Here is a 21,413-nt window from a genome sequence, read left to right as displayed (position 1 = left end):
TTCACGTGCGCGGCGCCAACGCCTCCCACCGCAGCGTCACTTCGCCCTGGCGCCAGCGCACCGGCCCGTCCGTCACCGGCCAGTCGGCCGTCAGGTCCCGCACCGCCCGCATCCAGCGCTGACGGGCGCCGTAGGAGGCGTAGGGTGCCGCGGCGGCCCAGGCGCGGTCGAAGTCGCGCAGGAAGGCGTGCACCGGCTCGCCGGGGACATTGCGGTGGATGAGCGCCTTCGGCAGCCGTTCCGCCAGGTCGGAGGGGCGGTCCAGGGAACCCAGCCGGGTCGCGAAGGTGACCGTGCGAGGACCCTCGGGCCCGAGCGCCACCCACACGTGCCGACGCCCGATCTCGTCGCAGGTCCCCTCGACCAGGAGCCCGCCGGCGGAGTGCTCCGACGCCGGCGCGAGCCGCGCGCACAGCCGCTGCCAGACCGCGGCGACCTCTTCCTCGTCGTACTGGCGCAGCACGTTCGCCGCCCGGACGAGGACGGGGCGGCGGGAGCCGGGTGAGAGGGGGATCTCGAAGCCGCCGTGGCGGAAGACGAGCCCCGCGCGCGCGTACGGCTCGGCCGCCGCCACCCGCGCCGGGTCGATTTCGACGCCCACCACGCACGTGTGCGGCGCGACCGTACGCAGCCGCTGCAGCAGCTCGACAGCGGTCCAGGGGGCCGCGCCGTAGCCGAGGTCGACGGCGACGGGGTCGGCGGCGCGGCGCAGCTCGGCGCCGTGCGTGGCCGCGATCCAGCGATCCATGCGACGCAGCCGGTTCGGATTCGTCGTCCCGCGCGTGACCGTGCCCACGACGGGAGTCCTCCCGCTCGTGGGAGTCCTCCCGCTCATGGGGTCCCGCCGCTCGTAGGGGCCGTCCCGCTCGTGGGGGTCCCGCGGCCCATGGGACGCCCCCCGCGCGAGCGGAGCCGGGCGTGGGGGAGGACGGTGGCGCGGGAGGGCATGCGTACGAGGGTATGCGGCCGGGTCCGTCCTCTTCGGCGCGTCTCCACGGTTTCCTCCCTGTCTGGACGCCTCCCCCTCTCGAACGGTTGAACGATGAGCGGTAATGATTCGGCAAAGGTCGGGAAACCGGAAATGGAGCACCGCCATCCGGTGTTCGCACCTCTTGGAGGGCGGCGCTTGTCCTCCGAACGGCATGCCCGCAGCGAGGAGGAACAGCTCGTGAGCCAGTACGTCAGCAGGCTCGGGCGTCGCTCCCCGGCGGCCTCCCCTCGGCTCCGGCTGCTGCGCAGGCCCCGCCGCGTCGCCATGCTCTCCGTGCACACCTCACCGCTGCACCAGCCGGGCACCGGCGACGCCGGCGGCATGAACGTCTACATCGTCGAACTCGCGCAGCGCCTCGCCGCGATCAACATCGAGGTCGAGATCTTCACGCGCGCGACCACCGCCACGCTCCCGCCCACCGTGGAGCTGGCGCCCGGCGTCCTCGTCCGCCACGTCGACGCGGGCCCCTACGAGGGACTGGCCAAGGAGGAGCTGCCGGCCCAGCTGTGCGCCTTCACCCACGGCGTGATGCAGGCCTGGGCCGGGCACCGCCCCGGCTACTACGACCTGGTCCACTCCCACTACTGGCTCTCCGGCCACGTCGGCTGGCTCGCCGCCCAGCGCTGGGGCGCCCCCCTGGTGCACGCCATGCACACCATGGCCAAGGTCAAGAACGCCAACCTGGCCGACGGCGACACGCCCGAGCCGGCCGCCCGCGTCATCGGTGAGACGCAGATCGTCGCCGCCTCCGACCGCCTGATCGCCAACACCGCCGAGGAGGCCGACGAGCTGGTCCGGTACTACGCCGCCGACCCGGCCAAGGTCGCCGTCGTCCACCCCGGCGTGAACCTCGAACGGTTCCGCCCCTTCCCCAAAGGCTCCGAACCCGGCCCAGGGGAGACCGGGAACGCCCGGGCCGCCGCCCGCGCCCGCCTCGGCCTGCCGCAGGACGCGCTGATCCCGCTCTTCGCCGGCCGCATCCAGCCCCTGAAGGCCCCCGACGTGCTCCTGCGCGCGGTCGCCGCCCTGCTCGACGAGCGCCCCGACCTGCGCTCCCGCATCGTCGTCCCCGTCGTCGGCGGCCCCAGCGGCAGCGGCCTCGCCAAGCCGGAGGGCCTGCAGAAACTCGCCGCGCGGCTCGGCATCGCCGACGTCGTACGGTTCCGCCCGCCCGTCGGGCAGGAGCAGCTCGCCGACTGGTTCCGGGCCGCCTCCGTGCTGGTGATGCCGTCCTACAGCGAGTCCTTCGGCCTGGTCGCCATAGAGGCCCAGGCGGCCGGTACGCCGGTCCTCGCCGCCGCGGTCGGCGGCCTCCCGGTCGCCGTGCGCGACGGGCACACCGGCCGCCTCGTCGAGGGCCACGATCCCGCTGCGTACGCGCGCGTGCTGCGCGATTTCGCCGACAACCCGGAGCTGACGCACCGGATGGGCGACGCCGCCGCCCGGCACGCCCAGGCCTTCGGCTGGGACAGCGCCGCCGCCGCGACGGCCGACGCCTACACGGCCGCGGTCCAGTCCCACCGCCGTCGCGTACGCTCCCACCATGGCTGAGGCAGTACAGAAGGCAGCACAGGTGCTCGAGGGGGCCCTCAAGGACGCCGAGCTGGAGTGGGAGAGCCCCGAGCCCGGCAACTACGTCGTCAAGCTCCCCGGCACCCGCAAGCTCTCGACGACCGTCTCCCTCCTCCTCGGCCGGCACTCCCTCTCCCTCAACGCCTTCGTCATCCGCCACCCCGACGAGAACGAACCCGCGGTCCACCGCTGGCTGCTGGAGCGCAACCTGAGGCTGTACGGCGTCGGCTACGCCGTCGACCGCCTCGGCGACATCTACCTCACCGCCAAACTGCCCCTCGCCGCCGTCACCCCCGACGAGATCGACCGCCTCCTCGGCCAGGTCCTGGAGGCCGCCGACGGCGCCTTCAACACCCTGCTGGAGCTGGGTTTCGCGTCCGCCATCCGCAAGGAGCACGAGTGGCGGACCGCGCGCGGGGAGTCGACGCGGAACCTGGAGGCGTTCCGGCACCTGATCGAGCGCGCGGAGGACTGACGTCCGACATGACTGACGTCCGACGTGACTGACGTCCGACATGACTGACGTCCGACAGGTGGCTGACGCGACGCGGTCAGTGCCGGTCAGTGCCGGTCAGCGCTGTCCGCTGGTGCGGTAGCGGCCGGGCGTGACGCCCACCAGTCTCTTGAAGTGCCGGGTCAGATGGGCCTGGTCGTAGAAGCCGGTCGCGGCGGCCACGCCGGCCGGGGTGCGCCCCGCGAGCAGCAGCCGCCGGGCCCGGTCGACGCGGCGGGACATCAGGTACTGGTGCGGCGCGATCCCGTAGGCGCCGCTGAACGCCCGTACCAGGTGGGCCGGATGGGCGGGCACGAGCCCGGCCGCCTCCTCCAGGCCGATCCCCGGGACGACCCGCTCGTCGAGCAGCTCCCGCAGCCGGTGGGCGAGGACGGGATCCCGGCGTGCCGGACCCGTGCCGCCCCGGGGCAGCAGATGGGCGTGGAGCCGCTCCCCGATCAGCGTCAGCCGGCTCTCCGCCTCCAGCTCGTCACCGGGCCGGGCGAGCGCCGAGTGCAGCTGCCCGACACGCCGCCGCAGCACCGGGTCGCGCAGGTCGGGGGCGTCGACCGCCGGCCCGATCAGGTCGTCGCCCAGCCGTGTGGCGTCCAGGTACAGGACGCGTTTGCGGAAGCCGTCCGGGGTGGCGGGGGAGCCGTTGTGCGGCACGTGCGGCGGCAGCAGCGACACCGTGTCGTGCGGGGTGCCGTGCTCGTGCCGGTCCAGGTCGTACCGTACGGCCCCGTCGTCGACGATGAGCAGCGTCCACGCCTCGTGCACGTGCATCGGGTAGGCGTACTCGGTGTAGTGGGCGTGGAAGACCTCGACGACGCCCGGGACGCGTGGGCGCCACGCGGACACGTTCCGCGTTTCCCGGTCGGCGGCCATGCAAAAAACGTACAAGACCAGACCGTACGCCGACCGGCAGTCTCACCGTATGAGCACGATGAACACGGTGAGCACCCACGACACGGACCCCGCGGCCGCCCCCGTCCGCTTCGACACCAAGATCGCCGTACTGCTGCGCGAGGACCTGGAGACCTGGCAGCGGCTGAACGTCACCGCCTTCCTGGTCAGCGGCCTGGGCTCGCAGTTCCCCGAGGTGATCGGGGAGCCCTACGAGGACGCCGACTCCGTCGGCTACCTGCCGATGTTCCGCCAGCCGGTGCTGGTCTTCGAGGGCACCAAGGAGACGCTGACGAACGCCCACGCGCGCGTGCTGTCGCGCGCCCTGCCCCGCGCGCTGTTCACGTCCGACCTCTTCACCACGGGCAACGACCGCGACAACCGGGCGGCGGTACGAGCCGTGCCCACGGCCGGGCTGGACCTGGTGGGCCTGGCGGTGCACGGCCCGAAGAACGCGGTGGACAAGGTGCTGAAGGGGGCCCGGATGCACCCGTGAGCGAAGAGGCGGCCGCCGGGCGTCCGTCAGCCCGCGCCGACGTCGTTCTTCGCGGACGCGCGCGTCCCGGCGACCTCGGAGGTCCCGGCGACCTCGGAGGTCCCGGCGACCTCGGACGTCTCGGGGAACACGGCGGTCTCGGAGGGCACCGCCTCCCCGTGTGTCCGGGAGGTCTCGGCGGGCACCGCCTCCTCACCCGGCAGCCCCCGCATGAGCGCCCAGTACCCCACCGCCGCCACCGTGCCGACGACCGCGCAGATGCCCCACAGCCACTCGGCGCCCCAGTGGTCGATGACGAAACCGGACATCAGCGGGGCGACGAGGGCGGCGACCGCCCAGGACATGGTGTACATGCCCTGGTAGCGCCCGCGCCCGTGCACCGGGGAGAGGCGGACGACGAGCCCGGTCTGGGTCGGCGCGTTGACGATCTCGGCCAGCGTCCACACGCACACGGTGAGCGCGAAGACCCCGACCGACCCGGCGAAGACGGTGAGCCCGAAGCCGTACCCGGCCAGCAGGGACGAGGCGACGAGCAGCAGCCGCGCATCCCGGTGCTCGATGAACCGGGTGACGGGAATCTGCAGTACGACGATCAGGACACCGTTGACGGCGATCGCCAGACCGAAGTCCGCGGGCGTGAACCCGGCCTCGCCCATGGCGACCGGCAGCCCCACGTAGGCCTGCTGGAAGATCAGGGCGACGAGGAAGGACAGCCCGACGACGCACATGTAGCGCCCGTCGCGCAGAACGGTCCCGAGGGAGACGACGGGCTCGCCCGCCGAGGCCCCGTTCGCGGCGCCGTCCTTCCCGGACATCCGCTCCGGCCGTGACTCGGGCAGCTTCACGAAGATGAGGACGGCGCAGGCCATGGTCATCCCCGCCTCGACCAGGAACCCGGCGAGGTAACTGACCTCGGCGATGAACCCGGCCGCCATGGAGGAGATCGCGAAGCCGAGGTTGATGGCCCAGTAGTTGAGGGAGAAGGCCCGGATACGGTCCTCGGGCCGCACGATGTCCGCCATCATCGCCTGCACGGCCGGCCGGGACGCGTTGCTCGCCATACCGACCAGGAAGGCGACGGCCGCGATGGCGACCGGATCCCGCACGAAGCCGAGCAGCGCGACCGACAGCGCGGTGGAGGCCTGCGCGACGAGCAGCGTGGGCCGCCGCCCGAACCGGTCGGTCATCACCCCGGCAACCAGCGAGGACACGACCCCGCCGAGCCCGTGCAACGCGGCGACCAGACCGGCGTACGAGGCGGAGTAGCCGCGGTCGATGGTCAGGTACAGCGCCATGAAGGTGGCGACGAAGGCACCGAGCCGGTTGACCAGGGTGCTGGTCCACAGCCACCAGAACTCGCGGGGGAGCCCGGAGACGGTCTCGCGCGCGGCACGTCTCAGTCCGGCGACTGGCATGGGACCCCCGTAGAGCAGATGGCAGAACAGATGTAAGTGCCTGGTGCGGCAAGCAGAACTTACAAACGGGCGGTCCGCGGGAGCCACCCGATTAACAATTCCCGTCAACTGTCCGCCCTGCGGGCGCGGCGCGCGGGCGGTCAGACGGTTCGATTACGCTCGGAGCCATGGCCGACGCACCGTACAAGCTGATCCTCCTCCGCCACGGCGAGAGCGAGTGGAACGAGAAGAACCTGTTCACCGGCTGGGTGGACGTCAACCTCACCCCGAAGGGCGAGAAGGAGGCGACGCGCGGCGGCGAGCTGCTCAAGGACGCCGGCCTGCTGCCCGACGTGGTCCACACGTCCGTCCAGAAGCGCGCGATCCGCACGGCCCAGCTCGCGCTGGAGGCCGCCGACCGCCACTGGATCCCCGTCCACCGCCACTGGCGCCTCAACGAGCGCCACTACGGCGCCCTCCAGGGCAAGGACAAGGCCCAGACCCTCGCCGAGTTCGGCGAGGAGCAGTTCATGCTGTGGCGCCGCTCCTACGACACCCCGCCGCCCGCGCTGGACCGCGACGCCGAGTACTCCCAGTTCTCCGACGCCCGCTACGCGACGCTCCCGCCGGAGCTGCGCCCGCAGACGGAGTGCCTGAAGGACGTCGTCGTCCGCATGCTCCCGTACTGGTTCGACGCGATCGTCCCCGACCTCCTCACCGGCCGCACGGTCCTGGTCGCGGCGCACGGCAACTCGCTCCGCGCCCTGGTCAAGCACCTCGACGGCGTCTCCGACGCCGACATCGCCGGCCTGAACATCCCGACCGGCATCCCGCTCTCCTACGAACTCGACGCCGAGTTCAAGCCCCTGAACCCGGGCGGCACCTACCTGGACCCGGACGCGGCTGCGGCGGCGATCGAGGCGGTCAAGAACCAGGGCAAGAAGAAGTAGGCACCTGCGAGTAGGCCCCCTGCCTGCGGGTTCTCCGCTGGGAGGGGGCTTTCCGCTGCCTCTGGGCCGTCTCTGGGCCGTGGGTGGACATAGACGCCAGGGCCGTAGTCGGCCCTGGCGCCTTTGGGCCGTGGTCTCAGATGCGGCTGAACCGCACCCTGAACGACAGCAGGAAGCCGGCCGGGATGGCGATGATCGGTGCGCCTCCCTCCGCCAGGGCCAGAAGCGTTCCACCGATGCCGAGGCTGATGCTGTCAGGCTCACGCGCGATCAGCTCGATGCGTAGGCCGTTACGTGGCACTATGGCCTTATCCGGTTGACACATGGTTCCTCCGTAGCAGGTTGGACAATATGTGCCGACGGAGCGAGGGGCCGCTCATTGCCGTGGGTGGCCCCTCTTGATTCCGCTGCGACGCAATGGACAATAGACGCCCAGCGTCGTACCCACAAACGCTGCAGCTTAGGGCCCTGTTGCGGTTCTTCCAGTGCGCAGGCGCGGAAGTCTGGAAGGATATCGGCAGCAGTCGCCTGTAACCATCGTTCGCCTCGCTTCATGCGCTAACGCGGTGTCTCCCGGCCGGGCGGCCGGGCGGGCGACCGTGCAGGTGAGTGGCCGGTCGGGCGGCCGCCCGACCGGACGGATGACGGGCGTCGAATCATGTTCCGTGAATTTGGGGGTGCACATTTCACGGATGGTGATTTCGAATCTCACGGGCGTCGAATCATGTTCCGTGAATTTGGGGGTGCACATTTCACGGATGGTGATTTCAAATCTCCCAGGCGTCAAATCATGTCCCGTGGATTTGAGGAGTGTGTGTTCACGGTTGAAGATTTCAGATCAGCCGAAGATCGCCGTAATTGCCTTGCGGGTCCGCTCCTGGCTGGACGGCATGAGATGCGCGTACACGCGTAGGGTCAGACCCGGGTCCGAATGGCCGAGGTACTCGGCGAGGGCCTTGATGTTCTCGCCCGCGTCCAGGAGCACCGAGGCGTAGAAGTGGCGCAGCGCGTGCATGCCGTTCTCGCGTGACTCCGCGTACGGCCGACCCCGCTCGGGCACCGGGATGACGCCGGCCGCAGCGAGCGCCGGTTTCCACGCCTCCTCGTTGAGCGACGTCCGCCAGACGTGCCCGCCACGCGGTCCGGTGAAGACCAGCCGCTTGGTCACCGGGGGCCCGTCGGCCACCTTCCACGGCAATGTGATCTCGACCGGCGGGAAACGCTTCATATGGGCCCGGAGCGCATCAGCGACCGGGCGGGGGAGCGGAACGTCCCGCAGCTTGCCGCCCTTCGGCGGGGCGAACACCGCCTTGCTGCGGCTCAGCTTCAGTTGCTGGACCACGTGGAGCGTGTCCGAGGCAATGTCGATCGCGTCGACGGCCACGCCCAGGATCTCGCCCTGGCGGAGCCCGCAGCCGCCGCCCAGGTCGACCATGGCTTGGTAGCGCTCGGGCATGGCGGCCTGGACGGCGAAGACCCGCTCGGGCGGCCAGGGCACAACGCGCTTGTTGTCGACGGTCGGCGGCCGGACGGACCGGGCGGCACACGGGTTGCGGGGAAGGTGGCCGTCGTCCACCGCCGCGGTGAGCGCCGCGCGCACGTTGGAGTAGATCGTCCGGGCGTACGACCCCCGGACGCCGTTCTCCTGCAACTGCCGCACCCAGTCCCGGATATGCGCTGGCTGGAAGGAGCCGAGCGGACGTGAGCCGACGTAGGGGAAGGCGTGCAGCCGTAACTGCGACTCCATCGAAGCTTGGGTGTTCGGGTCGGCGCCCTGCGTGGCGACCCAGCTTTCGGCGTACTGCTGGAACGTGATCCGGGCGGCGCGCGGGTCGATGTATTGCCCGCGGGCCATGTCCGCCTCGATGTGCGCCAGCCACTGATCAGCGAGCCGCTTCTGACGGTCGGGGAAGCTCTTGGACTTCTCCGTACCGTCCGGGCCGACGTAGCGAGCGCGGTAGCGGAGGCCGGATCCATAGCGCTCAGTCTTGACCTTGCGCACCTTCCCGTCCGGGCCAGTCTCGGTCCGGTACCAGCGGTCCTGGATGTGCCCGGCCATCAGGCGGCAGCCCCTTGCCGCAGGGACTCGACCCAGGCCTGGACGTCCGCAGGGTCGTAGCGCAGGTGCCGGCCGACGCGGAAGCCACGAGGGCCGGTGCGCTTGCGGCGCCACTGGTAGACCGTCTCGACGCTGGGCAGGTCGAACATCGCCACCAGGTCGTCAGGAGTCAGGTACCGAGACGGCAGACGAGGCGGCTCGGAGGCCGCTTCGGCGACGGCGAGGCGACGACTACCCATGAGTGGGCTCTCCTTCCGTGCCGGGGGCAGGTTCGAGTGACGTGGCAAGCCAGGCTTCGGCGTGGGAGAGGCCGGTCCCGGCGAAGACCCAGTGGGCGAGCACGAGAGTGGTTTCTCCGTCCTGCGGGACGGGCGGAGCCGCTTGGGCACGCCGCCAGTCGGCGCGAGCGTCGCGGAGGGCGCCGAGGGTGGTCGAGTAGCGGCGGGACTTGGTGGAGAAGTGGCCCCGGAAGCCGAGCATGTGAGCCCAGGCCCGTAAGCGCAGGTCTGCCAGCTCGGGGCGAGCGCCCAGGGTCCATGCAGTGCGGATCATCCGGCGGGCATGCTCGGTGATCCGGGCCTGCGCCAACTCGGCCAGGAAACGGATGGGCCGGTCCAGGGCCCCCGTCGCCGTCTCGGCCCCCTTGGTGGCGTACTTGGCGATGTATGCGGCGACGGCCCGATCGGTCAGCGCCTGGCCGCCATCGAAGTCGGCAGACCGGATCGTGCGAACGTCGAGCTGCCGTCCGAAGGTGAAAGTGTGGGGCCGCCCGTTGACCTCTGGACCCTCAAGGCGAGCAGCGCCGGCAGAGACCTGGATGGCGTCGGTCAGCAGCTCGGCCGTGGCCCAGGTCGGAGGCGGCGATTCGCCACCCTCGGGGCCGTCGATGCGGACGACGGCATGGAAGTGGACCGCACCGCGCTTCTGGTACTCGGCCACTTTTGCGAAGGAGACCCGGGCGTGGTCCCGGAAGGCCCGTTGGGTGAGCCCGGCGCGCTTGGCGACCTCTCGGCGGAGGTAGATCGAGAAGCGTCGCCAGAGGGCACCAGCGTGCGCGTTCCACAGCACGGCCGCTTCGTAGTCGTAGGTGTCGGCGTCGAGGGGCGTGCCCAGGACCGGGGCGCCTTCGTCATGCCGGACGCCGCAGCGGCAGCGCCGACCGCCCGACGGGCGGTTGTGGACCGGGCCGAAGCTGGGCGCGGTGAAGGTGGCGAAGACGCGCGGATGCGTTGCGACCTGTTGAGGTGTGCCCTTGCCGCCGCGGAGTCCGGCGGTGATCAGGTGGTAGGTGTCGCGACGGTACGTCTCGGCGCAGGCCGCGCACCGGGTCGCACGACGGTTGTTGCATCGGACGAGGAGTTGGCCGGCGGGCAGGGCCGAGGAGTCCAGGTGGTGCAGGACGCGGCCGATCTCGCCGGTTGTCCGGTCCACCGCGTGTTCGATGCGGTGGCCGTCGAGGCGCACGGGGTGCGTGCAGCCGCCCAGGCCGGATAGCTGACGGGCCAGCTCGGGCATGGTTCCGAGGGAAGCCAGCATGGAGAGTTCCGCCAGCGGCGGAGTCTGCCGGGTGATGATGGGAGTTCCTTTCGGCTGTTGCGACGGTCGGGAGAGACGGCCCCGGGGCGGCGGGATGCTTGGCGGCTTGCTGCCGCCCCGGCGGCCGGTCAGCGCTTGTTCGCGCTGCTGACGAGTGAGCGCAGGACCACCGCGGCGATGGCCACGGACACGGCCGAGACGGCGACCGCCGCCAGGAGCGCGGTAAGGACGATCCCGACGACGACCACGGCGGCTACCGCTCCGGCGCCGATGCCGACGTACGGGACGACGGGGCGACCGGTCGAGGGAAGCGGAGCCTGCGAGTGCTGGGGTGGGGGCGTGACGGTCGTCGTCGGCGCAGTCGGGGTGTCGGGCAGCTTGGGGCGGAACATGACGGATCTCCTTGTCATTCGTCGGTGCCGTTGACGACGTCGACCCCGGAGCGGGTGCCGGACTCGATGGCGGGGGCGAGGATGGTGTGCGAGAGCCAGAAACCGAACAGCGCGATCACGACGGCGACCCAGAGCCGGACGCCGAGGTACTTGATCGCGGCCCAGGCGATGACGCCCAGGACGAAGACGAGGGGCAGCGAGACGGTCACGGGAGCTCCCTCAGCGGACGGCGCAGCGGTGGGTACGGGCGGCCAGCTCGGCGGCGGCGCGGCTGTCGTAGTCCGTGGCGAAGCCGCAGCGCGGAGCGGTGCAGGCGGCGGTGTGCTTCTCACGGCCCCCGGCCGTCGTAGTAGGTGGCGACCTGTACGGGGCCGATGCGGACTACGCGGCGGAAGCGGCGGTTGGCGGTCATCAACAGGTCTCCTTGGGTTCTTCGCCGGTGAAGTCGGTGACGTGTTCGGCCAGCCATCGCAAGATCTCGTCACCCTCGTAGCTGTCGGCGGCGAGGATGACGGGCTCGGCGATGAGCACGGCTTCGGTGAGGCGGTTCTGTCGGGTCAGCTCGGCGGCGCGCTTCAGCGCGCGGAGCGTGGACGGGCGCACGGGGGCAGGTCCTCCGGGTCAGGTCAGGTGGGCGGAGATGGCTTCGGCCAGCGGCAGCGGGACGCCGAGCCGGGCGCGAAGGGTCGAGGTGTCGATGGGCGTTCCGGTTCGGGCGTGGTGCTCGTCGGCGACTTTGCGGGCGAGCGCGACAAGTGCCGGAGGAACAGGGGTGGAGCTGGGGGCAGCCGTTTCGGTCTCGGCTGCGGGCAGCTCGGGGGCGGAGGTGGGGGCTTCAGATGTTGAAGAGCGGGTGGCCGACCCGTCGCTGGTCGTGCGGGCGGCCGTGGCTTCTCCGTGAGCGAGCAGAGTCCCGCCGAGGAAGGCGACCGCAGGCCACCCGGCGACGAGGATGCGCAGCCAGTCAGGTACGGCTTTGAGGTCGAGCAGGCCGGCCGTGGCGACGTTGGCGCCGAGGGAGGCGGTCAGGGCGATGACGAACCAACACCATCCGGCCGCTTTGGCTTGGCCGGTGCGCAGCCTCCGCCAGGCCGCGACCAGCAGGAGATCGACCGAGACGGGGTAGGCCCACGCCTTCCAGCCGTCCTGCCCGGCGGCAAGCGCCAGGTCGTGGAGATGGGCGAAGGACAGCGCTGCGGCGATCAGTGCTTGGACGAGTACCGCGTCGATACGGACGGGCAAGGTGCCCATGGCGTAACTCCTTCCGGTGCCAGACATGGAGGGGGTAGGGACTTGGCACGGAACGGCCGTGCCGGTCGTGAGGCGGTGGGCCTACTCGGTGGCGGGGTGAGCCGGAGCTACCGGGGCCACGGGGCCAGGTGCCGCCGCCGGCATCGGTGAGAGGCAGGGCCTGAAGGGGGCGAGCGTCGGTACGCCGGGGGTGAGGCCCGCCATGGCACGGCACGTAGCCGCAGCGTCGGCGAGGGAGAGGTAGGGGGTACGGATGCGGGACCAGCCGCCGGAGGTGTCGCCGACGACGGCCAGGCCGGGCAGTTCGGCAGGGACGGCGCAGGCCGCCGACACGGCTTCAGGGGCGATGTCTCCGAGCGCCATCTTCGCGGACGCCTCGTCGTTGACGCGGTGGCAGACGCGACCGGTCAGCTGAGCGCGAAGCATGGTCGCGCCCTTGCCCAACTCGGCACCGAAGCGCTGTCCGCAGACTTCGAGGTAGATCCCCGCAGCCCGTCCGAGCTGGGCGAGGCGGATGAGGTGGGTCACCATCTCGTCGCGGCGTTCCTCCTCCTTCCTTGTGGCGACGAGGAAGAGTTCCGCCACCTCGTCGATGAAGAGCACGATCGGAGCTGGGCGTTCGTTGTCCGGCAGCCCCCAGACGTCCGAGGTGATCAGCTCCTCCGGGGTGCCGGGAGCGATGCCTTGCCGGGCCTTGATCAGGTCGTAGCGGTCCTCCATCTCTTTCACGAGTGCGGGAAGCAGTTCGGCCGCTTGGTCGGGGTCCGTTGCCAGGGCGGAGAGCCGAGGCGCGAAGGGCGCCAGCTCGACTCCGCGCTTGCAGTCGATGCCGGCTAGGACCACCGGTTGAGCGGCGAGCCCGGCCAGCAGGTTCCGCAGGTACATGGACTTGCCCGAGAGCGTGGCGCCGAGCACCAGTTCATGCGGCACGGTTCGGTAGTCCCGTAGGAACGCGGTCGCGTCCTCTCGTAACGCCACCGGGACTCGAAGCGGGCCGCCGTCGAGCCGACGAGGCATGCGCACCTTCTTCAGCACATCGAAGCCGACGAGCCGCAACTCCACGACCCCGGGCCTGATGCCACGGACGTAGACGGCGTGCACACCCCAGGCATGCCGAAGTCGTTCGGCGGAGGCGGCCAAGTCCGCCGGCTCCTGTCCCGGGGCCAACCGCAACCGCATACGCAGCCCGGTCGTCGTGGGCCGGATGACGCCTCGCCGAGGGGGCACGGGCCGCACCTCACGGCGAGTGGCAGCCCGAACGGCCAGTGCCCTCCACCTGGGCGGTTCGACGGTCAGGCCGCAAGCGTCCATGGTCGAGGAGTACGAGGCCAGCAGCCGGGCCACCGAGAGTGGAAGCCCGACCGTGGACCAGTACGCCGCCGGGTGAGAGTGCCGGGCGTACGCCGCGCCGCCTATCGCAGCGAGCGAACCGCCCAGTTCGGCCACCGTGAACAGGTCCGTCACGGCGATCAGCCCGCCTGCGTCATCGGGAAGGCGCCCTGAGCGATGGCCGTCGCACGGTAGGCGATGCCGTGGCGCTCCTTGCCGTTGAAGACGCTCTCCCACGGCCGTGCCACCAGGCCCGGAAGTGACACCGGGGCACCGACCGTCAGGCCCTCGGACACTCCCGTCTCCGGGACGGTGACCTGGAAGAGCGACGATTCGCCCTCGTCGATGTAGACGACACCGACGGTCATCAGTGCCTCACCAGTCAGCGCATCCTTCGCGATCTCACCGGTCTGCCGGTCGCGCACCTTGGGTGCGGGAGCCTCGGTGAGCAGGATCGTGGCGGTCGAGGCGTCAACGCGGATTACACGCACAGGGGTTGCTCCTTCAAGGAATCGATCAACCTGCCAACCTGACAGATTGACTTAGCAAGTTCGAAGTTAGAGATGCCAGGTTGACTTGTCAAGTGGCTTGGGTGGCGGGCGGCCTTCCGACGAGGCAAGGCCCCGTCCCCATGAAGACAGCGAGCACGAGAGGGCGCGACTCACGCAGAAAGACTGCGCTCAAGAGCCACGCGCAGGCTTGTGGTCCGCAAGGTCACGCATCAGGGAGTGATGTAGTCGCCCCATCCGAAGGTGGCGACATAGGCCCGCCGAACCGCAACCCTGCCGCTTCCGCCCCTGATGAGGATGACGGCCAGCGCGACGATGAACCAGGCGGCGAAGCACCCCACGGTGATCAAAGTCCAGCGGGGGCCGGAGAAGCTGGCGACGACGATCAGCGCAATGATGGTCACCGCCAGCCCGATGTGACCGCCGACCACATCCGGGTAGGACCTGCGCCCTTCTGTCATGAGCCCCCTCCAACCTGAGATCACTCAGTCCTGCGTCAGAGCAGATTATGAGGTTCCGCCGACCGCGTCGGCGCCGTCCTCTGCCTGCTCAGCTCAGCCGGTAGTTGTCTTCGAGCTCCTGCCGGTCAGCGGGCAGCAACACGTCGGAGACCTGCAACGCCTGCCCGGACGCATCACATGCGACGACCAGGACGCTGAGGACCGGAACACCATCCGGGACGTCGAGAAGCTCACCCTCGGCCGGCCCGGGCAGCCGCGCCGAGATCCGTTCCTGAACGTGGTCGAAGCGCACCTTCTTCCGAGCCTCCAGGTGCTCCCGGGTACTGCCACTCAGCGCTTCGGTGCTCTCCAGATCGGTGCCCTCGACCATGCCGGCAGGGAAGTAGGACGAGACCAGCTCGAATGGTTCGCCCTCGTCCTCCACCAAGAAGCGGCGCATGAGGACCTTGGCTCGCTTGGGCAACCCCAGCACTGAGGCGACCCGCTTCGGGACGGGCACGTACCCCACCTCGACCAGTCGCCCGGGGGCACGCGACTCATCACGGCTGAGTGCCTGCTGTCCCCTGCGGTCCTGGTCCTCTGTAGCGGTCGGACGCCCCCGCACGATCGTGCCGTACCCCTGGCGAGACTCCAGCCAGCCATCCCGCTTCAGCAGCTCCAAGGCGCGCACGACGGTCGGGCGGGACATGCCGAAGGTCTGCACGAGCTGGTTCTCGCTCGGCACCCGAACCCCTGGCGCATAGGTGCCGTCCTCGATGCGGCGCTGGAGCGTCTGCGCAAGGCGCAGGTACTTCGGTGGCTCCACTTCATACGCCATGAACGCCGCCTGTCGAGATTGGCCAAGTCAACTGGTCAACCAGCCTAGCGACACTTTCACACCGGCAGAAGAAGGGGTGAGCTATCCCATCACGCCGGCCAGGCATCAGCGACCACGAACGAGACGACCGTGCCGCCGAGGTGGCTGGGGCCGGAGTGCCAGGAATCCGCGATGGAATCGACGAGGAGCAATCCTCGGCCGTGAGCATCGTTCGCGTCCGGATGCCGCAGCCGTACGCTCGCCGGGAAGCCGGGGTTGTGAACCTCGACACGGAGCGAGGCCCCCTGGCGGAACCACTCGACCCGCACCACCCACGGATCCTCCGACGCGCCGTAGCGGATGGCGTTCGTGACCAGTTCGGAGATCATCAGTGCGCAGTCGTCGATCGAGCAGGCCGGGTTGTACGGAGCGATGAACTTACGGAACCAGCGCCGCGCACGGGAGACGGACTCAGGCTCCGGGTGCAAGGTCATCGCCCCAAGCCGCGGCGAGTCCTCACAGGGGTGTCGGTCGATCGTGTAAGCCATGCGTGCTCACTCCTTGCCGCTGCCGTCGCAGTCGAGGCAGCGCCGCTTCGACGTGGCACGGTTGCGGTCGTCGGCCGCGGAGAGCGTCAGCGCCGCTCGGGAACCGACGCGCTTCCATCCACGCCCCCGACACCCCCGGCAAGCTAATCGCGCGTCCTGCTTCGGCCGCCGACTCGTCACGTCGTGCCCCCTTCATCTCCAAGTGGCCTTAGCCACTTTGTGGATAGTGGCATTGGCCACTTGCAGAGCGCAAGCGATACGACGGAACTGGCGTGCCGTCAGGTGAGCGGGTAGCCCTGCTCGAACGCCCAACGGTGCGGCGGATACGTGGCTTCGGCGAACTCCAGAGGCCGGTCCTGGAGGTCGAAGACGACGTGGTGAACGATGAGGACGGCAGACTCGGGCTCCAGCCCCAGGTCGGCGGCCTCCTCCTCCGTGGCCGAACGAGCGCACATGCGGTCCTCGGCGTAACTGCCTTGACGCCCCGTCATGCGCTCGACGTACATGAGCGTCCCTTCCTGGATGCGTCCAGGGTCGGTGAGCTTAGGCGCACGCTGGCCGACGTCCGGAGCGAACCAGGAGGTGGACAGGGTGATCGGGCCGTCCTGGTTGTTCGTGACGCGCCGGCGGTGCACGGCCCGCCGATCCCTTACCAAGCCCAGGGCCTCAGCAACGTGGTCCGGGGCATCCAGCCAGCCGGCCGACGTGATCACGGCATACTCGCCGGGCGTATAGATCTTCCCGGTCTGCCGAGCCCGCCCGTACAACTCCCTCGCACGGCGATTCACTTCGAGACTGCGCACGTACGTGCCGGAGCCCTGCCGCTTCTCGACCAGGCCCTGATGGCTCAGCGCCTCAAGCGACCGCGCAGCCGTAGGCCGGGACACCTTCCAGTCCGCAGCGAGCTGCCGCTCAGAGGGCACCTCGTCCCCAGGCCGCAGGTCACCCCGAAGGATCTGGTCGCGGATGAAGTGCGCGATCTGAAGGTACTTGGGTTGAGCCTCCTCGATCTGAGGCATGTCCCCTCCTTGTCCAAGTGGCTATAGCCTTTGGCCACTATAGGCTGAGTGGCCAATCTGGGAACCCGTAGGCTGATCGCATGACGCGGTTGATCGTCGCAGCAGGAGGAGGGGGCGACGCAGTCGCCGCCGCCATGCTTCACGCCGCCCTCTACGGCGACGAGGACCAGGCGGTGATCCTGACCTACGCCTGGGACCGCCTCCTGATTGACCCACTCCCGGGCCCGCGGCGCCCCGCCGACTTCACCGGCCTGGAACGCCTCACGCCAGACGTCTGGTCAGTGCCAGCACAGGCCCGCCCGATCGAACCCGCAGGCTCCACCCTCCCCAGACTGGCAGCGGAGCTCCCAGCCACCTTCGTACTGCTCGACCCACACCAGGGGGCCGTCGGCCTCACCCGGCAACTCGAATCACTCGTCGACCACATACAGCCCGCATCAATCGATCTCTTGGACGTGGGCGGCGACATCCTCGCGCAGGGCGACGAGCCGACACTGAAGAGCCCGCTGGCCGACGCTCTGGCGCTGGCGGCTTGCTGCCAGTTGAACGAACCTGTGCGGCTCCTCGTAGCAGGACCGGGCCTGGACGGCGAACTCCCGCCGCAGGCTATGACCGGCGCGCTGGGCCCCGTTGTCCACACCCTCACCGCGGAGGACACGGCCGCCATCAGCGCCGTCCTTGAGTGGCACCCGTCCGAAGCGACGGGGCTCCTCGCAGCCACAGCCCGAGGCGTACGCGGCACATGCGAAATCCGAGACGCGGGACTCCCTGTCCTGCTCACGGACGAGAGCCCGGCAGTACACGAGGTCGACTTGGACAACGCTCTGAGCCGCAACCGGTTGGCCCGAGCGATCATGTCCACTGCCGACCTGGACGAGGCCGAGGCGTACAGCCGCGAAGTGTGCGGCTACTCAGAGATCGACTTTGAGCGCAACAAAGCTCTCTGGCTCAACGAGCAGCAGCCGACGAATCTGGACCCGGCCGCGATCCTGTCGCAATTAGCCCAGTTCGAGGCCGAAGCACGCACCCGCGGAGCCACCCACACATCGTTTCGCCGCATCACCGAAGCCCTGAGTCTCAGTGGTGCACAGCGCGACGAGTTGCGGCAGCTCCTCATTGCCAGCCGCCCGAAGCAGTACGAGGCGCCGCTGTGGCGCATCGACGCAGACGAATCCTGAGTTACAACCTTCTTCACGGGTTCGAGGCGGCTCGCTCCGCTCCCCGCGCGCGGCCCGGCCCCCGGCCGGGCCTGCGCTCCTGTCTCCGCCCCGCTCCAGCCCGGCCGGCGCCCGTGCCGCGCGCACAGTCATCAGCCGCCTGACGTCAGAGAAGGGGTACGTCGTGGCTGGGGCGGTCGGCTCCGCGGCTTTAGGCAGCCACTTTGGCGCGAGCCTCGAAGATCATGGCCCCAACGTCGTGCTTTACCGGGCAGGTCCACAGACTGCCCGACGCGCCGGAAGCTTACGGGGCCATGATCACTCGCGCCAAAGCAGCTCCAGCCCAAAGCCGCTCCGCCGACCTACGTGGATCAGCTCCCTCATGCCTCGTTACCTCTGCGCCGTCCGATCGGCGACGCCAGGCTCTCGAATTTCGGGAACAAGCACCGAAGCAACCGGCATATGGGGGATCATGTCGTGGTGAGTACTTGGGGTGGCCTTCGTGTAAATGGCACACAGATTAACAGGCTTCGAGAGGGGTGCCCACCGGAACTTCTAGCCACCTTTACGGACGATTCCCTAAACATCCATTCAGTGACGGCAAATGAGGCTTACGGAGAAGAATATGGGGAGGAAATCATTGAAGTAGCGAGACTTTCCGCACCAGGCAGGGCTGTAGCCCAAAGGCTGGAATGATGGGCTTCACCGCACCCCTAGCACGCGATTACCTTGCAGAGTGCATAGAAAACGACAGAGAACGAAATGAGAACCTAGACCCAGAGCTCAAAACGTACGCACTGGACGCTACATACTTGCTCAATTACTCGGTAGACGACTGGATCGAGGACTTCAAGGCGGGTGGACCCTCACCTGAGGAAGTCGGCATGAATGGCATGCGCTGGGTAGTTCGCCACATCGATTACATGGACGAACGATTGGCTTTGCGAACCGCCCTCCTAGCTGTTCCGGACGCACAGGTAACCGTGGACCTCGACTTTATCGAGGAATCCAAGCATGAACCAGAATTGGCGACACTATGCTCGACCTCTTTGAATCGCCTGAGAGAAGAAGGTGCCGCCCATGCTCCCTTGGTTGTTTTGACGGAAGGGAAGACGGACGTCGAAATACTGCGGCCATCCCTAGAACTTCTTGCCCCTCATCTAGTTGACTTCATCAAGTTCATGGACTACGGGGGGCGACCTCCGGGCGGCGCTTCAACTTTGGTGAACACGGTCCGAGCATTCGCAGCAGCGGGTATAGCAAATAGGGTGGTTGCAATATTCGACAATGACACCGCGGCGAGCGATGCCATTCGGAAGCTCGACCAGGGAAAATTGCCGAATAATATTCAAGTTCGCCAATATCCACCCCTTGAGATAGCGGCGCGTTATCCGACGCTCGGCCCCCCGACTGAGGACTCACTCAAGGGGCAAATAGCACTAGCTGACGTTAACGGATTGGCCGGTTCAATAGAGCTCTACTTGGGGCGAGATGTATTGGAGCGGCCGGATGGGATTTTGAGTCCTGTCCAGTGGAGGTCCTACATTGAAGGGTCGCGCTCATACCAGGGCGAGGTAATGGGTAAGGTGAAACTCCAAGAAAAATTCAAGGCCAAGATGGATGCTGCACTTCGTGATAAGTCCGTTTTGGAGAGCCAAGATTGGTCAGGGGTTCAAGCCATAATTGACGTGATCATTACGGCTTTCGATTAGGTGCCATCTCAGGGGTAGACATCGAGGTAGGCGGCCACGCACTGTAGAGGCGCCCTGGGCCGCTGGACGACACCGGCACGGCGCCGGCGGCGAGATTCGAACGCGCGTCACAGCCTGGGCAGAGCAGGGCTCATGTGCAGGGGTCTGGCCGCCTCCCCTGAGCCAGGCCCGTCCGTTGAGGCCTCAGCACGGTGCGTGGTCAGGTCCGTCCCTGCCGTAGATGGCGGGAAGCGGCGAGGCAGGAGGACAGCCATGTCGCCTCCTCGCGGTTGATGATCAGGTCCGCAACGGTGATCATCCCGTCCATCGGGCCGTCGAGCCGAATCGAGTGGTCACCGACGAGGAACATCTTCCAATCCGCGTCGCTGTGCCAGAGCCGAGCGGTTTTCTCGCCTCGGCGCTGGGCGAACACGAGTTCCTCTCCATACTCGTTCATGAAGTATCCGACGTAGTCCTTGTCGGTGATCTCACCGCCGCACAAGCGGGCCAGGAGCGGTTCGATCGCGGGTGGTGTGTTGGTCATGCAGCGGACTCCTCGTCCGGGTCGGGGTCTGCGTCCTGCCGTGCCGATGACAGAGCCAGCATGCGGGAGGCTGAATCCAGCAGGGTCTCGTATGTGATCACTTCTATGCGCGCCTGGTGTGTGTTGTAGGTTCGCAGCGTCTCCGCGATCTCCTGGGAGGTGACGTCCCCGGTCACGTACCGCGAGTGTCCGATCACGACCGTCGCCGACGCCCGGCGGGTGTCGACTCCGTGCTCGGTCAGGATGCTCGGGCGGTTCTCGTCCATGGCCCGGAGGTAGTTCTGTGCCTGGGAGACCGCGCGGTGCGCCGGGGCACCCAACATGAGGTGGCCGGAGCGTCGTATGACCAGGTCCTTGATGTTGGCGCGCTTGAGCTCCACCACGTGCAGTGAGCCGTCGCCGCGCAGGAGCGGGATGTCGAGGATGGCGTCCGGGGTGTACTGCCGGCGTGCCAGCTCGGCCACGTAGGCCCCACCGAAGATCCATTCCTGGTTCTTCAGACAGCCATGGAGGGCGCTCTCGGAGCTGTCCGGGTCCTCCACCGCGGTACGCAGGGCCGCCAGGCCGACCTGCCTGGCCCGCAGTTCGAGCAACTGGGCCAGCATGCCGGCGTCGACATCGGCTAGGACGTCGCTCATCATCCGGGCAGCCTCGGCGGAGGCGGGCCGGGGCAGGTTGCGGAGGACCATCTCCATGTGTCCGTATTCCTGGAGTCGCCTCGCCTCCTTGGTGGAGAGCCGGATCCCGCCCTCGCCGTCCCCGAGGCCCAGGTAGTCGATGGACTGGGCTATGCCGCGAAAGAGGTCACGGGCGTCGGCGGCGCTTGCACCGGGCTTGTCGCGGCACAGGACGTCAAGGGCGGCGACCGCCCTGTCTGCACCCAGTGCGGCCATCCTGCGCATGTGTTTCTCGCTGCGCTGTCGGGCTTCGTCGTCGTAGTAGTTCTCAAGGATGTCAAGGAACAGTTCGCCTCCGGCATAGGCGGCGAAGCGCTGAAAGCGCTGGGCGAATGCGAAGTCGCCCTGGAGGATGGCCTCTTGGGCGACGTCCTCCAAGGCGTTCACCAGCGGCCTGCCCTTGCCGTACGTCCCACCGAGGCCGCCCATGATGTGCAACACCGCGTCGACGCGCTCCCGAACGCGCGCGTCCTCAGTCAGTTCCCGTGCCGCCTGGACCATTTGCCAGAGCGTGAAGCCGGATCGAAATGTCGTCACACGGGCACACTAACCTCGAAGTTTCGTGACGGTCCGCCGACGGAGTCGGTGGACCGTTTTCGTGCCGTGGGCTGAGGGTGGGCAGGCCGAGGGCCCGAGTGTCGT

The 21,413-nt window shown here is 68.7% G+C and carries 25 protein-coding genes and 1 pseudogene; 6 read left to right on the top strand and 20 right to left on the bottom strand.

Going from position 1 to position 21,413, the window contains the following annotated elements; translation table 11 throughout:
• Position 1 precedes the first annotated feature (1 nt).
• Positions 2–835, bottom strand: coding sequence for a class I SAM-dependent methyltransferase (locus ACH4F2_RS30620; protein WP_398135999.1), 834 nt, complete (start codon positions 833–835; stop codon positions 2–4).
• 333 nt (positions 836–1,168) lie between these two features.
• Between ACH4F2_RS30620 and mshA the strand changes: the two genes are divergently transcribed.
• The gene (gene mshA, locus ACH4F2_RS30615; protein WP_398135998.1) at positions 1,169–2,542 is read left to right on the top strand and encodes a D-inositol-3-phosphate glycosyltransferase; all 1,374 of its coding nucleotides are present in this window, start codon (positions 1,169–1,171) and stop codon (positions 2,540–2,542) included.
• On the top strand, positions 2,535–3,038 hold the full coding sequence (locus ACH4F2_RS30610) for a YbjN domain-containing protein (protein WP_398135997.1): 504 nt from the start codon (positions 2,535–2,537) through the stop codon (positions 3,036–3,038). The genes mshA and ACH4F2_RS30610 overlap by 8 nt, the downstream gene beginning before the upstream one ends.
• A gap of 96 nt (positions 3,039–3,134) precedes the next feature.
• On the opposite strand, the gene ACH4F2_RS30605 is transcribed toward ACH4F2_RS30610, so the two are convergent.
• The gene (locus ACH4F2_RS30605) at positions 3,135–3,944 is read right to left on the bottom strand and encodes an AraC family transcriptional regulator (protein ID WP_398135996.1); all 810 of its coding nucleotides are present in this window, start codon (positions 3,942–3,944) and stop codon (positions 3,135–3,137) included.
• A gap of 58 nt (positions 3,945–4,002) precedes the next feature.
• On the opposite strand from ACH4F2_RS30605, the gene ACH4F2_RS30600 reads away from it, so the two are divergent.
• Complete coding sequence (locus ACH4F2_RS30600; protein ID WP_398136065.1) at positions 4,003–4,458, top strand: DUF2000 family protein; 456 nt, start codon at positions 4,003–4,005, stop codon at positions 4,456–4,458.
• 26 nt (positions 4,459–4,484) lie between these two features.
• On the opposite strand, the gene ACH4F2_RS30595 is transcribed toward ACH4F2_RS30600, so the two are convergent.
• Positions 4,485–5,873, bottom strand: coding sequence for an MDR family MFS transporter (locus ACH4F2_RS30595; RefSeq protein ID WP_398135995.1), 1,389 nt, complete (start codon positions 5,871–5,873; stop codon positions 4,485–4,487).
• A gap of 167 nt (positions 5,874–6,040) precedes the next feature.
• Here ACH4F2_RS30595 and ACH4F2_RS30590 point away from each other — a divergent pair, with 167 nt between their 5' ends.
• Positions 6,041–6,802: a phosphoglyceromutase gene (locus ACH4F2_RS30590; RefSeq protein WP_053133235.1), complete on the top strand. Its 762-nt coding sequence runs from the start codon at positions 6,041–6,043 to the stop codon at positions 6,800–6,802.
• Between the two features lie 136 nt (positions 6,803–6,938).
• Here the strand turns inward: ACH4F2_RS30590 and ACH4F2_RS30585 are convergent, their stop codons facing one another.
• The 15 genes and pseudogenes from ACH4F2_RS30585 to ACH4F2_RS30515 form a co-directional block, all read right to left on the bottom strand.
• On the bottom strand, positions 6,939–7,103 hold the full coding sequence (locus tag ACH4F2_RS30585) for a hypothetical protein (protein ID WP_163016402.1): 165 nt from the start codon (positions 7,101–7,103) through the stop codon (positions 6,939–6,941).
• Positions 7,104–7,640: 537 nt separating this feature from the next.
• Positions 7,641–8,861, bottom strand: coding sequence for a tyrosine-type recombinase/integrase (locus ACH4F2_RS30580; RefSeq protein ID WP_398135994.1), 1,221 nt, complete (start codon positions 8,859–8,861; stop codon positions 7,641–7,643).
• Positions 8,861–9,100, bottom strand: a complete 240-nt coding sequence (locus tag ACH4F2_RS30575; protein WP_398135993.1) for a helix-turn-helix transcriptional regulator — start codon at positions 9,098–9,100, stop codon at positions 8,861–8,863. Before ACH4F2_RS30575 ends, ACH4F2_RS30580 begins: the two co-directional genes overlap by 1 nt.
• The gene (locus ACH4F2_RS30570) at positions 9,093–10,397 is read right to left on the bottom strand and encodes a replication initiator (protein ID WP_398135992.1); all 1,305 of its coding nucleotides are present in this window, start codon (positions 10,395–10,397) and stop codon (positions 9,093–9,095) included. Before ACH4F2_RS30570 ends, ACH4F2_RS30575 begins: the two co-directional genes overlap by 8 nt.
• 128 nt (positions 10,398–10,525) lie before the next feature.
• The gene (locus ACH4F2_RS30565; protein ID WP_398135991.1) at positions 10,526–10,789 is read right to left on the bottom strand and encodes a SpdD protein; all 264 of its coding nucleotides are present in this window, start codon (positions 10,787–10,789) and stop codon (positions 10,526–10,528) included.
• Between the two features lie 14 nt (positions 10,790–10,803).
• Complete coding sequence (locus tag ACH4F2_RS30560) at positions 10,804–10,998, bottom strand: hypothetical protein (protein ID WP_398135990.1); 195 nt, start codon at positions 10,996–10,998, stop codon at positions 10,804–10,806.
• A 10-nt stretch (positions 10,999–11,008) separates the two neighbouring features.
• Positions 11,009–11,201: pseudogene (locus ACH4F2_RS30555) on the bottom strand (mobile element transfer protein).
• Positions 11,201–11,392, bottom strand: a complete 192-nt coding sequence (locus tag ACH4F2_RS30550; protein ID WP_319124417.1) for a hypothetical protein — start codon at positions 11,390–11,392, stop codon at positions 11,201–11,203. The pseudogene ACH4F2_RS30555 and the gene ACH4F2_RS30550 overlap by 1 nt, the downstream one beginning before the upstream one ends.
• A gap of 18 nt (positions 11,393–11,410) precedes the next feature.
• Positions 11,411–12,040 (bottom strand): DUF2637 domain-containing protein, encoded by a 630-nt coding sequence (locus tag ACH4F2_RS30545; protein WP_398135989.1) that lies wholly within the window; start codon positions 12,038–12,040, stop codon positions 11,411–11,413.
• An 81-nt stretch (positions 12,041–12,121) separates the two neighbouring features.
• A complete protein-coding gene (locus ACH4F2_RS30540) occupies positions 12,122–13,504 on the bottom strand; it encodes an FtsK/SpoIIIE domain-containing protein (protein WP_398135988.1) in 1,383 nt (460 codons plus the stop codon).
• Between the two features lie 5 nt (positions 13,505–13,509).
• Positions 13,510–13,860 (bottom strand): hypothetical protein, encoded by a 351-nt coding sequence (locus ACH4F2_RS30535; RefSeq protein ID WP_398135987.1) that lies wholly within the window; start codon positions 13,858–13,860, stop codon positions 13,510–13,512.
• Positions 13,861–14,090: 230 nt separating this feature from the next.
• On the bottom strand, positions 14,091–14,339 hold the full coding sequence (locus ACH4F2_RS30530; protein WP_398135986.1) for a hypothetical protein: 249 nt from the start codon (positions 14,337–14,339) through the stop codon (positions 14,091–14,093).
• An 88-nt stretch (positions 14,340–14,427) separates the two neighbouring features.
• The gene (locus ACH4F2_RS30525) at positions 14,428–15,156 is read right to left on the bottom strand and encodes a GntR family transcriptional regulator (RefSeq protein WP_398135985.1); all 729 of its coding nucleotides are present in this window, start codon (positions 15,154–15,156) and stop codon (positions 14,428–14,430) included.
• Between the two features lie 89 nt (positions 15,157–15,245).
• Complete coding sequence (locus tag ACH4F2_RS30520; RefSeq protein WP_382809445.1) at positions 15,246–15,683, bottom strand: ATP-binding protein; 438 nt, start codon at positions 15,681–15,683, stop codon at positions 15,246–15,248.
• 278 nt (positions 15,684–15,961) lie between these two features.
• Positions 15,962–16,702, bottom strand: coding sequence for a GntR family transcriptional regulator (locus ACH4F2_RS30515; RefSeq protein ID WP_164274369.1), 741 nt, complete (start codon positions 16,700–16,702; stop codon positions 15,962–15,964).
• An 80-nt stretch (positions 16,703–16,782) separates the two neighbouring features.
• Between ACH4F2_RS30515 and ACH4F2_RS30510 the strand changes: the two genes are divergently transcribed.
• Positions 16,783–17,880 carry a DUF1152 domain-containing protein gene (locus ACH4F2_RS30510; RefSeq protein ID WP_398135984.1) on the top strand — a complete coding sequence of 366 codons (1,098 nt, stop codon included), beginning with the start codon at positions 16,783–16,785 and terminating at the stop codon, positions 17,878–17,880.
• A gap of 671 nt (positions 17,881–18,551) precedes the next feature.
• Entirely contained in the window at positions 18,552–19,571 is a 1,020-nt protein-coding gene (locus ACH4F2_RS30505; protein WP_398135983.1) for a hypothetical protein, read from the top strand.
• 199 nt (positions 19,572–19,770) lie between these two features.
• Here the strand turns inward: ACH4F2_RS30505 and ACH4F2_RS30500 are convergent, their stop codons facing one another.
• Together ACH4F2_RS30500 and ACH4F2_RS30495 are read right to left on the bottom strand one after the other, a co-directional pair.
• The gene (locus tag ACH4F2_RS30500; protein WP_130336702.1) at positions 19,771–20,094 is read right to left on the bottom strand and encodes a hypothetical protein; all 324 of its coding nucleotides are present in this window, start codon (positions 20,092–20,094) and stop codon (positions 19,771–19,773) included.
• On the bottom strand, positions 20,091–21,308 hold the full coding sequence (locus ACH4F2_RS30495; protein WP_398135982.1) for a Shedu anti-phage system protein SduA domain-containing protein: 1,218 nt from the start codon (positions 21,306–21,308) through the stop codon (positions 20,091–20,093). The genes ACH4F2_RS30500 and ACH4F2_RS30495 overlap by 4 nt, the downstream gene beginning before the upstream one ends.
• Positions 21,309–21,413: the final 105 nt, after the last annotated feature.

Origin of the sequence: Streptomyces sp. NPDC017890 (genome assembly GCF_044328675.1) — a bacterium.
Classification (GTDB): domain Bacteria; phylum Actinomycetota; class Actinomycetes; order Streptomycetales; family Streptomycetaceae; genus Streptomyces.
Note: the sequence above shows the minus strand (reverse complement) of the source record. Positions and strands in the feature narration are given on the sequence as shown.

Excerpts from the sequence above, each read along its gene's own strand:
- ACH4F2_RS30510 (WP_398135984.1), top strand. The coding sequence starts at position 16,783 with ATGACGCGGTTGATCGTCGCAGCAGGAGGAGGGGGCGACGCAGTCGCC.
- ACH4F2_RS30545 (WP_398135989.1), bottom strand. The coding sequence starts at position 12,040 with ATGGGCACCTTGCCCGTCCGTATCGACGCGGTACTCGTCCAAGCACTG.
- ACH4F2_RS30520 (WP_382809445.1), bottom strand. The coding sequence starts at position 15,683 with ATGGCTTACACGATCGACCGACACCCCTGTGAGGACTCGCCGCGGCTT.
- ACH4F2_RS30515 (WP_164274369.1), bottom strand. The coding sequence starts at position 16,702 with ATGCCTCAGATCGAGGAGGCTCAACCCAAGTACCTTCAGATCGCGCAC.
- ACH4F2_RS30580 (WP_398135994.1), bottom strand. The coding sequence starts at position 8,861 with ATGGCCGGGCACATCCAGGACCGCTGGTACCGGACCGAGACTGGCCCG.
- ACH4F2_RS30505 (WP_398135983.1), top strand. The coding sequence starts at position 18,552 with ATGATGGGCTTCACCGCACCCCTAGCACGCGATTACCTTGCAGAGTGC.
- ACH4F2_RS30530 (WP_398135986.1), bottom strand. The coding sequence starts at position 14,339 with ATGACAGAAGGGCGCAGGTCCTACCCGGATGTGGTCGGCGGTCACATC.
- ACH4F2_RS30600 (WP_398136065.1), top strand. The coding sequence starts at position 4,003 with ATGAACACGGTGAGCACCCACGACACGGACCCCGCGGCCGCCCCCGTC.
- ACH4F2_RS30620 (WP_398135999.1), bottom strand. The coding sequence starts at position 835 with ATGAGCGGGAGGACTCCCACGAGCGGGAGGACTCCCGTCGTGGGCACG.
- ACH4F2_RS30565 (WP_398135991.1), bottom strand. The coding sequence starts at position 10,789 with ATGTTCCGCCCCAAGCTGCCCGACACCCCGACTGCGCCGACGACGACC.
- ACH4F2_RS30570 (WP_398135992.1), bottom strand. The coding sequence starts at position 10,397 with ATGCTGGCTTCCCTCGGAACCATGCCCGAGCTGGCCCGTCAGCTATCC.
- ACH4F2_RS30610 (WP_398135997.1), top strand. The coding sequence starts at position 2,535 with ATGGCTGAGGCAGTACAGAAGGCAGCACAGGTGCTCGAGGGGGCCCTC.
- ACH4F2_RS30590 (WP_053133235.1), top strand. The coding sequence starts at position 6,041 with ATGGCCGACGCACCGTACAAGCTGATCCTCCTCCGCCACGGCGAGAGC.
- ACH4F2_RS30595 (WP_398135995.1), bottom strand. The coding sequence starts at position 5,873 with ATGCCAGTCGCCGGACTGAGACGTGCCGCGCGCGAGACCGTCTCCGGG.
- ACH4F2_RS30525 (WP_398135985.1), bottom strand. The coding sequence starts at position 15,156 with ATGGCGTATGAAGTGGAGCCACCGAAGTACCTGCGCCTTGCGCAGACG.
- ACH4F2_RS30605 (WP_398135996.1), bottom strand. The coding sequence starts at position 3,944 with ATGGCCGCCGACCGGGAAACGCGGAACGTGTCCGCGTGGCGCCCACGC.
- ACH4F2_RS30500 (WP_130336702.1), bottom strand. The coding sequence starts at position 20,094 with ATGACCAACACACCACCCGCGATCGAACCGCTCCTGGCCCGCTTGTGC.
- ACH4F2_RS30575 (WP_398135993.1), bottom strand. The coding sequence starts at position 9,100 with ATGGGTAGTCGTCGCCTCGCCGTCGCCGAAGCGGCCTCCGAGCCGCCT.